The sequence below is a fragment of the Scytonema sp. NUACC21 genome, from assembly GCF_054684315.1.
The window spans coordinates 342,230-355,626 of record NZ_BAAFZH010000108.1 but is presented as its reverse complement, the minus strand read 5'-3'; the positions used below and the strand labels follow the sequence as shown (position 1 = coordinate 355,626).

Annotated in this window: 8 protein-coding genes; 6 read left to right on the top strand and 2 right to left on the bottom strand. The window is 44.2% G+C overall.

The window, feature by feature from the left end:
• Nucleotides 1-298: 298 nt before the first annotated feature.
• The 3 genes from ACYRY3_RS41985 (at nt 299) to ACYRY3_RS41975 (ending at nt 5,492) form a co-directional block, all read left to right on the top strand.
• The gene (locus ACYRY3_RS41985) at nt 299-2,098 is read left to right on the top strand and encodes an endonuclease (RefSeq protein ID WP_460207766.1); all 1,800 of its coding nucleotides are present in this window, start codon (nt 299-301) and stop codon (nt 2,096-2,098) included.
• 376 nt (nt 2,099-2,474) lie between these two features.
• Nucleotides 2,475-3,404 carry a hypothetical protein gene (locus tag ACYRY3_RS41980; protein ID WP_460207765.1) on the top strand — a complete coding sequence of 310 codons (930 nt, stop codon included), beginning with the start codon at nt 2,475-2,477 and terminating at the stop codon, nt 3,402-3,404.
• A 342-nt stretch (nt 3,405-3,746) separates the two neighbouring features.
• The gene (locus ACYRY3_RS41975; RefSeq protein ID WP_460207764.1) at nt 3,747-5,492 is read left to right on the top strand and encodes a peroxidase family protein; all 1,746 of its coding nucleotides are present in this window, start codon (nt 3,747-3,749) and stop codon (nt 5,490-5,492) included.
• 91 nt (nt 5,493-5,583) lie between these two features.
• Here ACYRY3_RS41975 and ACYRY3_RS41970 read toward each other — a convergent pair whose 3' ends face one another.
• Nucleotides 5,584-7,905, bottom strand: a complete 2,322-nt coding sequence (locus tag ACYRY3_RS41970; protein WP_460207763.1) for a hybrid sensor histidine kinase/response regulator — start codon at nt 7,903-7,905, stop codon at nt 5,584-5,586.
• Between the two features lie 222 nt (nt 7,906-8,127).
• Here ACYRY3_RS41970 and ACYRY3_RS41965 point away from each other — a divergent pair, with 222 nt between their 5' ends.
• Complete coding sequence (locus ACYRY3_RS41965; protein ID WP_460207762.1) at nt 8,128-9,408, top strand: S41 family peptidase; 1,281 nt, start codon at nt 8,128-8,130, stop codon at nt 9,406-9,408.
• Nucleotides 9,409-9,431: 23 nt separating this feature from the next.
• Here ACYRY3_RS41965 and ACYRY3_RS41960 read toward each other — a convergent pair whose 3' ends face one another.
• Nucleotides 9,432-10,592 (bottom strand): hypothetical protein, encoded by a 1,161-nt coding sequence (locus tag ACYRY3_RS41960; RefSeq protein ID WP_460207761.1) that lies wholly within the window; start codon nt 10,590-10,592, stop codon nt 9,432-9,434.
• A 251-nt stretch (nt 10,593-10,843) separates the two neighbouring features.
• Between ACYRY3_RS41960 and ACYRY3_RS41955 the strand changes: the two genes are divergently transcribed.
• Nucleotides 10,844-11,197: a helix-turn-helix domain-containing protein gene (locus ACYRY3_RS41955; protein WP_460207760.1), complete on the top strand. Its 354-nt coding sequence runs from the start codon at nt 10,844-10,846 to the stop codon at nt 11,195-11,197.
• Nucleotides 11,198-11,426: 229 nt separating this feature from the next.
• Nucleotides 11,427-13,367: a sensor histidine kinase gene (locus ACYRY3_RS41950; RefSeq protein ID WP_460207759.1), complete on the top strand. Its 1,941-nt coding sequence runs from the start codon at nt 11,427-11,429 to the stop codon at nt 13,365-13,367.
• The last annotated feature ends 30 nt before the right edge of the window (nt 13,368-13,397 follow it).

Below are 13,397 nucleotides of genomic sequence, written 5' to 3'. Positions count from 1 at the left end.
AGAGCTTCGTGGGTAATATCAAGCCCCGGTCAATACTCATCGTGAAGACGGACACCCAGCTTACAAAATTTGCCTATATCAAAACTTTAACAAAGTCCACGGAATTCCCCACCCGTCTACACGGTGGGGTATTTCATGAGAAACCCAGAACGGGTGTTTTTGATGTGGGTGCGCCCATTTATATGTACTCTCACCTCGTAAAGGTGCATAAGTGAATTTTAGTTGCAGCTATTTATACACGGTTTTTCCTTGCTAGTATGCAAGTGTATTTCCAGAAAGCACCTCCTTGGAAAAGAGAATGAAATTCATCAAATTGCTATTGCTGGGCATTTGTCTCATGTTCTTTGTTGGGATAAGTCCATTGCAAGCGAGTCCGTTAGCTCAAGTGCCAATCTCTGTACCTACAGTTCAAGAACGCGAAACAACATCTCTAGAAAACTCACAGGATGTACTGACCGTTGCCACTTTCAATGTTGAAAATTTAGATCCAAGTGATAACCGCTTTGCTGATATTGCCAAAGTCATTGTCAATAATTTGAAAGCGCCTGATATCATCGGTTTAATTGAGATTCAAGATAATAACGGTACAAAGAATGATAGCGTTGTTAGTGCTAACCGGACGTACCAAAAACTGATTGCCGCTATCGAAAATATCAGCGGTCCAGCATACGACTTTACTGACATTCCGCCCCGCGATGACCAAGATGGCGGACAACCAGGAGGTAATATCCGTACCGGTTTTCTGTTTCGACCCAGTCGAGTCACCCTAGCTAGGCTACCCAGAAGAGGTGGTTCATTAGATGCTGTGGCTGTTCGTCTGGGTTCAAATGGTGTCGATCTGACTCTGAATCCAGGGCGTATTGACCCTACTAATGATGCTTTCGATGAAAGCCGCAAGCCCCTTGCAGCAGAATTTCTCTTTAACGATCGCAAGCTATTCGTCATTGGCAACCACTTTGTTTCCAAGCTGGGTGGTCCCCCTGACGATGCCAAACGGGAGAAGCAATCCCAAATTGTGAATCAATTTGTCGGGCAATTGTTGCAGGTTGACCCTGATGCCAACGCAATTGTACTGGGTGATTTGAACGATTTGCCAGACTCTCCACCTCTCAAAACTTTGAAGGGTGAGATTCTTGAGAATCTTACAGAGCGTTTACCTGCTAGCGATCGCTATACCTACAATTTTAGAGAAAATCGCCAGCTTATTGACTACTTGTTGGTGAGTAAAAATCTTTCCCGTGTGGCTCAGCCCGAGATTGATATTGTGCATGTCAATGTTGATTTTCCGAAATCGGTAAGCGACCACGATCCAGTCATCGCCGCATTTACACTACCTGCTAACCAAAATTCTTCTACAATTGGTGCCGTTAGCCAAGCAACCCGCCCAAGTGAGTCAGGAGTTTTATTATCTGAGTTATCGGAGTCAGCTTTAATTGAGGAACTCGCCCAGGAGTATCAGCCCAGCCAAAAATTGAGCTACGATCCCGCAAGAGACCAAATGTTCGGTGTTATTGACAACCAAGCAGGTATAGTTACAGACATTTATGCTGGTTTCCCAATTCGTTTAACAGGCAGTGGCGATCCAAGTCAAGAAGCTGACACCCTAGGACAAAATACCGAACACGTTTGGCCGCAAAGCAAAGGAGCTGACAGAGGTAATGCCCGAAGTGACCTTCATCATTTATTTCCCGCTCGAAAAAATATTAATAGCGCTCGCGGCAATAAACCCTTTAATGATATAGCCGACACGGATACTGAGAAATGGTATCGCAATGATGTTTGTTTAAAAACGATTCCTACTAGTAACATTGACGAATTCAGCGAAGCAACATTTTCTAGATTTGAACCTAGAGAGCAGGTTAAAGGAGATATTGCCAGGGCAATGTTTTACTTCTATACTATCTACCGCGACCGGGCTGACGCAGTAGACCCAAATTACTTTCAGAAACAGCGTGCAACTTTGTGTAAATGGAACCAGCAAGACCCTCCTGATGCTGCTGAAATTGCACGCAGTCATGCGATCGCTGACTTTCAAGGGAATGAGAATCCCTTTGTATTAGATGTTACATTAGCACAACGCGCTTACTGTAAATCGTGAAACTAGTGGTCTGTCCCATTAATTTTGCTGGGTCATGCTGAGTTGTAATAGCGAAGACAGCGCAACTACGAACCTATCAAAACTTTTGGGATAGACCACTAGATTTTACCGACTACTTAATCTCAAAATCCTACATGGGTATTGTTTATCAAACCCGTTTCTGGTGGGCAGTGCCCACCCTACTACAATGCCAAATCGTTGGTAAAAAATTAGAAATCAAAGAGGATTGCTATGGTTTGTTAAAAATTTCTACAGAGCTAGCATATTTGTGTTAGAACAGTAATCAGATTAACAAGACTTTGAGCGGTGACAACAAGCAAGAGCCTTTGCTTAGGGGAGTATTAGCGAAATTTAGTAGTATACTGCAGGCTCAACAATGTTTAATACAACTAATTCTAAGCCATTGCGGATTAGAATCCCATTCTTGCTAGACGTTATTATTGTCTCACACCCCGAGACAATCCGCCAAATGGAGACATCAGGGGATATTGACAGATTACACGTCTACGATACTGCATCTCTACCGTGGTGGGTAAAGTTTTATTTTCCTTCGACGAAGTTTCATGACTCGCAACGGGATTTATGGTTTTGCCCGTTTGAATCAACTTCTAATCCAACCTATCAGCCACGAAGGGAGTATTTAGAAGCAAAGGTGGCAACTCGTTACAGCCAAGACGATGTTAAAAGAATTGCCGAGCTTTTAAGAACAAATGCCTCGGATGAAGTTTTGGCACATGAAATGGTACAGGTTGTGAATAGGAGATTTTTTGAGAAAGATATTCCAGAAGAAATGACGGACACTGCTAAATATACAGTACAAAAATTTAGCGAAGCTCTTCTTCCTTGGAAGTATCTTCGGGGGAAGAAATCACAGCAAAAAATTATGAACTACTGTGAAAAAAACCTTGGAAAAGATGTCCATATTTTAGATGTAGGACATAATATAGGTGAGGTAGTACAGGCAACAGCAGGAGCATTAAGAATATTAAAAGATAACCTGGATCGCCCAATTGAGGAAATCTTTTCAGAACACGCTCCCACACCACAAGTACCCAGAATTGCAGTCAAATCATCTACTTTTGATGGTTTGCTATCTTCTCCCATAGTTCCAGGAAAAACTGTGGTGTTGTTTATGATTGGCAAAGCTGCTGCAAAAACCCAGGATCTATCCTTTACTTTTGGCACTGGGAGTTCAGAGCGAGCCTGTGTTTTTAAAGATTTTTTCTTAAGTTTTATGCAAGATTTACAGCAGGAATTAAAGCAGGAGGGTTCTTCGGTACGGGCTACCGTTGCCCCTCAGGAGTAAAAAAGAGTGGTTTGGCGACCAGGGTTTCAACACCAGAATTGAAGGGTGGAAACCCCTGGCTACCAATCTTTTACTATCAAGTGCATAAGTCAAATAGCAAGACATCTATTATGGATTGGATGGTAACGATCAAAGAAAGCACGATCGCCTAATAACTTGTTATCTGTTCTCCAGTTGAAAAATTACCATGAAACTATTAATAGTACCTTAAAGGGTACCGTCTGCTTAAAAAAAAAATGCTAAATTTCTCTTAGCTGCTCTTGCTTGTTAATTATTGCTCTCAGTCAAAATTAAGCCCATTCTCTATCCCATTCATCATACTTATATTTTAGGAATCTTGCCATGTTTGGAATCCCCTGGCATCGGCTGCCAACTCCCCTTGCTTTGTTAGAGTTACTCAAATTCCGCAATGAATTGCGTCAAAAGAATTTGCACGATACTTCACAAATACCAAATAAAGAAGAGTTGCCAAAACCGGCTCCGCGTGAAGATAGTTGGTATTTAGTAGCTCGTACTGCGGATGGAAGTTACAATGACCTCGACCACCCAGAGATGGGAATGGCGGGGACTCGATTTGGACGTAATGTACCGTTAAAAGATGCCACAGTTGATGAAAAAAATCTGATGCACCCCAGTCCTCGGGTTGTGAGTCAGGTGTTGTTAAAGAGAGATGAATTTATTCCGGCTACAATTTTAAATCTTCACGCTGCGTCATGGATTCAGTTTCAAACCCATGATTGGTTTGTTCATGGCGATAAACCTAATGATAAACTCCAAATACCACTAGCTGAGGACGATCCTTGGAAAAAAGAATACGGGAAATTAGAGATTCGGAAAACCTTAGAAGATACCAGCCGCCCCGATGGGAACAACAATCCTGCAACGTTTGTTAATAGAGTGACCCATTGGTGGGATGGTTCGCAGATTTATGGTAGTGATGTTACAACTATTAACAGACTTCGTTCCCATGTAGATGGGAAAATGCGGATAGATGAAGATGGGTTTTTACCACTTGACCCGGAAAAACAGATCGATGATGTAGGTTTTGCCGGTACTTGGTGGGTGGGTTTGAGTATGTTGCACACCCTCTTTACTAAAGAACATAACGCAATTTGCGATCGCCTCAAACAAGTATATCCAAGCTGGGATGACAACCAACTCTTTGATAAAGCTCGTTTAATTAACGCCGCTTTGATGGCGAAAATTCATACAGTTGAATGGACAACAGCTATCCTACCCCATCCAGCTTTACAAATAGCAATGAATGGCAACTGGTGGGGTCTGCTTGGTAAAGATATCAAACAAATCTTTGGGCGTATCGGCGATGATGAATTACTCAGCGGAATTATTGGGTCAGCAACCGACCACCATAACGCACCTTACTATCTTACAGAGGAATTTGTCTCCGTGTACCGGATGCACCCCCTAATTCCGGATGACTTTAATTTCTATTCTCACAAAAACGGCAGATTTTTAACACAGAAGGATTTCACAGCAGGTTTTGACAAACAAACGCGCCCCTTGATGGAAGAAATTCCGATGTCAGATTTATTCTACTCCTTTGGTATCGCCCATCCAGGAGCTGTGACTCTGCATAATTACCCTAACTTTTTGCGGAAATTAGTGAAAGAGGATCAAATATTTGATTTAGCATCTGTTGATATTCTGCGGGATAGAGAACGAGGTGTACCAAGATACAATCGTTTCCGTGAAATTGTTGGTCGCGATCGCGTTAAAACTTTTGAAGAAATCACTTCTGACAGACAAATTGCACAGCAACTGCGGGAAGTGTATCACAATGATATCGACAGTGTAGATTTAATGGTGGGTTTATTTGCTGAAGAGTTACCAGAAGGTTTTGGTTTTAGCGATACTGCTTTCCGGGTATTTATCCTAATGGCTTCGCGAAGACTCAAAAGCGATCGCTTCTTCACAAAAGATTATCGGGCAGAAGTTTACACGCAGCTGGGTTTAGATTGGGTAGAAAATAATACCTTTTTGACTGTGCTGCAGCGCCACTATCCCGAACTTGCACCCGCATTTTTAGGTTTGGATAACGGCTTTAAACCTTGGCGCAAATTAGCTTAATCCGCGAGAATACCCACATCTACCCGCAAGGGAGGTGTGAGATGAATCCCGATGCCATACAGTCCCCGTTGCCTTGTACTTGTATGGATTTTTAAGTGAAAGTTAAAAGCAGGTCTAGACGAAAATTCTGAACCAAATCTGTGAGAGCATGAGCTAAAAAAGCCTCATTCTCAGGAATTTCTTCAATCAGGTGTAAAACCAGCTCGTCATCCAAGCAAAGTGCCGCTTGGTAAAGCTTTGCCTGCCAATCAGGAGGCATAACGTTGAGATCCTCGGCTGTCAATTTTCTGGGCAACGTCGCCGATTGTAAAGGAAGTTGGTTTTTATCTTCATAGATATAGCGAACCCCCAGGTGTTCGGAAATTTTATCAAACAACACCGATTGTTGGAAGGGCTTGGATATGAAATCATCACAGCCAGCTGAGAAGATTTTTGAGCGTTCTTCCTCAAAAGCACTGGCAGTTAGAGCAATAATTACGGTGTCTTTACCTTTAGGAGTGGCTTTAATCTGTCTGGTTGCCTCATAACCGTCAATGAGCGGCATCTGCATATCCATCCATATAAGATGAGGTTCCCAACTTGACCACAAGGCAACTGCTTCGGTACCGTTAACTGCTTGGCGCACTTGAAATCCTAAAGGTTCAAGCAGCTTAACTAATAGCAAGCGGTTGTCTTCTACATCTTCAACAACCAAGATGCGGTAGGTAGGTTGGTTGGGCTGTAATCCAATGACTTGGCTTGTAGTAGATGCTTTTTTGCGATCGGCAGCAGTAGCTTGATTGAGAAGAACGTCAAATGTAAATATTGTGCCCTTACCCCGTGTACTGTTGACTGCGATATCTCCTCCCATCAATTGCACGAAATGTCGGCTAATGGGTAAACCCAAACCGGTGCCTTGCATGGAGCGATCGCTTGTTTCCGTTTGTACAAAGGGGTCGAACAAGGTATCCATCTCATCTGGTGAAATTCCAGGTCCTGTATCTTCTACTGCAAACTGGATTGTCATTTGTTGGGTGTCATTGAGCATTGGTTTTTTGTGTTGAACTAATGACACGCGAAGCGTAACACTGCCAGATTTCGTAAATTTGATAGCGTTTCCCAGGAGGTTGATGAGGACTTGACGTAATTTACCTTCGTCAGTTTCCACGTACTGGGGAATATCTGCTGCCCTTTCAAAGATAAGCTGTAAGTTTTTAGCGGTGGCTTTCAACTGCAGCATTTGTTCTAATTCACAAAGCAATTGATACAAATCGAAGCGGTATTTATGAAGAGTGACCTGACCTGCTTCAATTTTGGACATTGACAAAATGTCATTAATTAACCCCAGTAAATGTTCTCCACTACGATTAATAATTTTTAGCTGTTCTTGTTCGTCAGGAGAAAGAGAATTGCTACGAGCTAACAGTTGGCTAAAACCAAGAATGGCGTTCAGTGGTGTTCTCAGTTCATGACTCATGTGAGATAAGAATTGGCTTTTGGCAATGGATGCGGCTTGGGCTGCCAAGAGTGCCTGTTGTAAGGCTTCTTGGGCTATCGCTGCATCATCGAATGCACGGCGGAAGCGCTCCTCACTTTCCCGTAATGCCGTAGCAAGTTTACGACAGGTAATATCAATGTAGGCGATCGCGACCCCATATCCTGGTAAGGGAATTGGTGCAGCCGTAACGCTAATCCAAGTAATCTCACCATTTGCTTTGAGGTACCCTGTTTCAATATTTTCAACGACTCGGTTTTCTGCTAAAGCTCTGACGCTAGCAAATTCTTCTGGTGACATCGGGGTGCCATCAGGACGAATAATCACCTTTTCTGGAGCAGAATAACGAAGTGTAGTATATTCGGTGGTTGAAATTTCTAAAATTTTCTCGAAAGCTGGATTGGCTTCAACTAAATTCCCCACTTCATCTGTAATAGAAATCCCAATTGGGAGTATTTCAAACAGGGTTTTGTATTTCGCTTGACTTTCTTTTAATGCCTCCTCCATACGCATGCGCTCGCTAATTTCACGCTTCAGTTCTTCGTTAGCGGCCTCTAACTGTGCAGAACTTGGTAGAGCAAGTGCCTTGGGAACTAACGGTACCAGTTCAAAAGCTGTGTACAGTGAAATTAATGCAGTGATAGCTTTGGTAAAGCCACTGAGCCAATAGGTGGGATACCAAAGTGTCAAAATATCCATGATATGGTTGGTGCCACAAGCGATAATAAACCCTCCAAACAATAAAAATATGCCATTGAATGGCAAATCCTGACGTTTGCGGACAAAATGAAATAGGGTGATGGGGATTGAATAATAAGCTAGTGCAATTAAACAGTTAGATACAATATGCAGACTGACTAATTCTGGCTTCCAAAGGAAGCAGTGACCGTGGGGAATAAACTCTTTGTAAGCAAAAAGGGTTTTTAAAAGTTCTAGCATTAAGTCTTCTTAAACACAGTTGCCACCTTCTCACGCTAGCGGATTTTACTGAATTTTGGCTTCAGTATTTCTGCTAAAAATTCTCTTGTTTCAGGAAAAGAATGATGTTAGCAGCCTAGTTACACATAAATATACGGTCACAGCGGAACTAATCATCTATGGGTATTGTCTGAGTACAAGCCGCAACCCATCTACCCGTCCATTCATGAAAGGACAAACTCCATGAAAAGAGTTGCACTGACTCAATTTAAGAGGCTGGCTGTAGCAATACTCATGAGTGTTGCAGTCTTACTTCTCCTCTGGTTAGGTTCGCCATTGTCCAAAATACTCGCCCAGCCAGAAGTAAAAGTTTTTGAAAAAGTTTGGCAAACCGTCAACGACAACTTTTACGACCCCAACTTTAATGGCGTAGACTGGAAAGCAATGCGGAAAAAGTATGAGCCGCAAGCCGCGCAAACCAAGTCAACTCAAGAAGTTGCTGTGGTTATCAATCAGATGCTTGCCGAACTGAAAACATCTCACACTCGCTTCTACACAAGTAATGAGCCAGCATACTATCAGCTGTTAGGGATTTTTCAAGCAAGGAACCCTGAATTTCAAAAGCAATTAAGAAAGTTTTTTCCAAAAGGTAAGATTGAATATAGTGGTATTGGTGTAACTACCAAAGATATTAACGGCAAAACCTTTATCAATACTATTCTTGATGGAAGTCCCGCTGCTAAAGCCCGGTTAAAAGTAGGTGACCAATTGCTCGGTGTGGAAGATCGCCCTTACCAACCAATAGAGTCTTTTGCAGGGAAAGCAGGCAAAAAAGTAACACTGTTAATTCAGCGAACACCTGAAACGAACAGCCGTCAAAAAATCACCGTGATACCTAAGATGCTAGATGCAAGCACCATGTTTATGGAAGCGCAGCAAGCCAGTACTCAGGTCATTGAACGAAACGGTAAAAAAATTGGTTACGTTCATATTTGGTCAAATGCAGCCGATTCCGAGCGGGATGAGTTACGGGAAAACCTAATCTACGGTTCCTTAAGAGAAGCAGACGGTCTTATCTTGGATATGAGAGATGGTTGGGGTGGAGGAGATATTAACTATCTCAACTTGTTTACTGCAAAAGCAGGACCAAGTATTACTAATATTTCTCGTGATGGCAGGAAATACACGTTTGTTTCCCAGTGGAAGAAGCCCACTGTCATGATTATTAATGAGGGAAGCAGAAGTAGTAAGGAAATCTTGGCATATGGTTTTCAGCAACACAAAATTGGCCCCGTAGTTGGTTCTAAAACAACAGGTGCAGTGGTTGCCGGTCGTCTTTTTCTGATGGAAGATGGTAATTTTCTATACCTAGCAGTTGCCAACGTATTTGTTGATGAAAATCAAAGATTGGAAGGCAAAGGCGTCACACCAGATATCAGCGTCCCATTCCCATTAGAATACGCTCAAGGTGCAGACCCTCAAAAGGAGCAAGCTATCAAGATTTTACTGGGAGGCAATTATTAAGTAGGAAAGCGAGGTTTCAGGTGTCAAAACTCCCATTTCAAATGCAACTGAGCCAAAAAAGCATCCAACCTGGATGCACTCACCACTTCCTCCAAGACATTTCCTATTTGTCGCACCTTGTAAACGCCCTCTCTCAATTCTTGAAAATCAACAATCAAACCTGCCTTCTTCGCCTCAGATAGTTTCCTGACTTCAATTGGCGTCAATTCCCTCAACCGTTTTTTCTCAACTGGGGTTAATGCCTCCCATGCCTGTTGCTTGTAGTCTTCATGAACGAGCAAAGCTTCTCGAATTTGCTCCCAAGTGGTGGCATTTTGAAACGTCTCAATCAACAACTCAAGGGGAGACTGGGTAGAGCATTCCGATTTAACTATTTCCACAACAGCATCATCGTCCGTAACATCATCCCTTTGGGGTTCTGGATCGGTCCAACTACTTTCTATGTTTTCCTCTAACACCCCGGTATTTGTTTCTGTGTAGACATCATCAACCCAAACATCGGATGAAACTTCTTCACAAGATAACTCAGGGCTTTCCACCAACACCAATCGTCCTTCTTTATAGGCTTGCCGCAGTGCTATGGCTTCCGCAACAATACGCTGTGGGGTCAGTCCCTCCTCTTCCACCATCTTTTGTAAAATCGTCCCGGTTTCTTCATCAGTCTCGTGAATCGGTGGAATTTGGCAATACCTCCCGCCATTTTTTGTCCGCCGCCAAATATTGGGGACTTCCTGTTTTGGTTTTTTGGGCTGTCGATGTTTGGCAATCAGTTCTCGAACTGTTTGTTGGGTAATTACTGCTGAAGAAAGCAATCCATCGATAACGCCTTGGTACTTCTTGGGACTGTTCGCCAACCGAAACAGAGTTGCAGGCTCGATTTGAGCTAAATCGGCGTGGGAACATTCCTTGAAAGCTGCAGCGACTTTTAAGTACTTGCGATCCTCATTCTGCCAACCGTAGTATTTGAGTAGCTTTCTATATTCAGACTTGGATAAATGCTCCTTCTGTTGGGCAAGCCACAGGGCATGACTCAGGATGTATGAAGTGGATTGGGCTAAGTCATCAAAAGAGCCAGCCTTGGTTTCCGCCGCTACGGCGTTGGCTTGGTCTTGGGTGTATTGGTTTAGTTCTTGTTGAGCAATAACTTGTTCGTTTGGTGCAACGGCTTGTATCTGTGGCATCATAGTAGGTGATTCTAGTTTTTATGGAAGGCAATCTGCCCTGCGGACAGGAGCGAAGTTATCGCAAAAATTCTGAACCGAATCTGGGCGATCGCCTTTTTCACACTCTAGTATATAGCGTCCTTGCTACTTAATATTGATACAAACTATAAATTAAGTTTTGATACTATGTCATTCACGGAGTAGGCTGGCTATAAAACTAAGATTTAGAGGAAACTATGAGAGTAAACAACAAAAGGGAAAACTCTTAACAAATGATTCGTTGGCGGCTTAGGATGCTAATGGCAGAGAAAAAAATCAGCAACAAAGAACTTGCAGAGCTTTCAGGCGTTCATCCCACTTCTATTTCAAAGTTAAAAAACGTGGATGAGATCGAGCAGATTAGCGGCAGAGTACTTAACAGCTTGTGTAATGGCTTAACGAAGGCTTATCGTGGCAGAGGAGAAAACCTCATTATCACTCCAGCAGATTTATTCGTTTACACCTATGATGGTGATGTGTCTGTTCCAAGCAGATCTGAGGAAAAACCGTTAGAGCGAAAGACTACCCCCAACCAGCAATTGACTGGTTCTAATCAAGGAACCAAGGCTAGCGCTCAAATCTTATAGTTGGTTACACTCCAAAATGAGTTTTGGTTAAAGTCCATGAGATTGATTGGAATATCTTCATGGTTTTCACCCAACTGGTAACTAGAATAATAAAGTTTTCAGTAAAACTACTGATAATATCCATCTACAGTCGTTCATGATAATGCATTTTTCTCACAGCTAAGAAATCCGGGTTATAATCCAATGATGAAAGCAGATACATGACATAGTATGCTTTCAGCAAAAGAGCGTGACAAGATTAAATAAAACCGAATTTCCCCCACACTTGGGAGTCGGTTGGCAGAAAAGAAGTATAAATCACGACTTGAAGCCTTTCGGCGGGCGCACGCTGACTCTTAAGTGGCACCTAGTGTTACTCGTGGCAGGGGTCTTACTCCCAGTTGTCCTTTTTGCTGTTACTGTTGTACACAAACTCTCGCTCAACGAGCGTGCGGCATCAGAGCGCCGCTTGCTTCTAGCAGCACGCAATCTCGCTCAAGATGTCGAGCGGGAGATATCAAGCACAACCAGGACACTCCAAGCACTGGCAGCTTCTGACCGACTCAACCAAAGTAAATTAAAAGATTTTTATCATGAGGCGCAGCGCACAGTGCAGACGCAGCCGACTTGGTTAGGTGCGATCCTCCTAACCCCGGATGGACGGCAGGTCTTCAACACCTCTCGTCCCTTCGGCACCGCATTATCCTTGGCGAATGAGCCTAAAAGTGTGTGGCGTGTTGTCGAAACACGTCAGCCAACAGTGGGTTACCTCGCCCTTTCACGTCTCAAGCGAATATGGGCTTTCCCCATCCGCGTTCCAGTCATGCGCGACGACAAGCTACGGTATGTGCTTACCGCCCTCATCACCTCAGAAGCACTAATTCACCTCGTCAAAACCCAGACAACTGTTGATGGGGAGTGGACGCGTACTGTCGTTGACGGTCACGGCGTTGTTGTAGCCCGAACTCGCAATCCCGAGCGCTTTGTGGGAAAACCCGGTACCCCGTCTTTTCTGAAGCGAATCGCGGCAACAACCGAGGGAGTCTACCGCGAGACCACCTTGGAGGGAAACCCAGTGTACGTTGCCTTCAGAAGAATCAATTTCTCTGACTGGACAACCGCCGTTGTCGTTCCCATTGATGTTATTGAAGGTCCGTCTCGCCGTGCGATGTGGTTTGTTATTGGATCTGGCATGGCGTTGCTCCTGGTAAGTGGTGTCGGGGCACTTGTCCTTTCTCGGTGGATTTCTCAAGGCATCACTGAGGCTGCATCTGCCGCAGAAGCACTCGCCAAAGGTGAATATCCGCGCATCAGTCCCTCACCGATTCAGGAAGTCGCCCTATTAGCCAAAGCCTTAGAATTTTCGGCTGACCTTTTGTTGCAGCGCGAGCGCGAGCGGGACGAAAACTTAAGGCAGGCTGAAGCAGCACGGGCTGAGGCAGAGGCAGCTAACCGCCTCAAAGACGAGTTCTTAATTACTGTCTCCCACGAACTCAGAACCCCTCTCAATGCCATCTCCGGCTGGGCGCACTTGCTGCAAGCCGGGAAGCTCAACCAAGAACAGACACAGCGTGCGATCGCTACCATTGAGCGAAATGCAAAAGCTCAGGCACAATTGGTAGACGATCTCCTCGACACATCGCAGATCGTCATCGGCAAGCTCCGCCTCGAACCACAGGTGCTAGATTTAGCTACCGTGGTCTTCAGTGCCCTCGATTCGGTGCGCCACGCAGCGGAAGTCAAAGATATCGATTTGCAGCTACAACTTGCCGAACTAGAACCTGTCTTAGGAGACCCGAATCGCCTCCTGCAGGTCGTATGGAATCTCCTCTCGAATGCGGTTAAATTTACTCCTCAAGGTGGGCGGATTGAGGTGGATCTCTCTGGGACTAACTCATTTGTCCAGCTCAGAGTGCGCGACACTGGTGTGGGGATCGACGCAGAATTCTTGCCACATGTCTTTGAACGCTTTCGCCAAGCTGATGGCTCAACCACAAGGAAATTTGGAGGCTTGGGGCTGGGGCTGGCGATCGTCCGTCACTTGGTCGAGCTTCATGGTGGGACAGTCCGGGCTGATAGTGACGGTGAGGGTAAGGGGGCAACTTTTACGATTCAACTTCCCGCAATCGCCAGCCAAGAGAGCATTAATATCCCACCGAAGACATCTGCGGATGAGGTTGATTCAAGATAGCTCGAAGGTGAACCTTCTCTCTTTCCTATC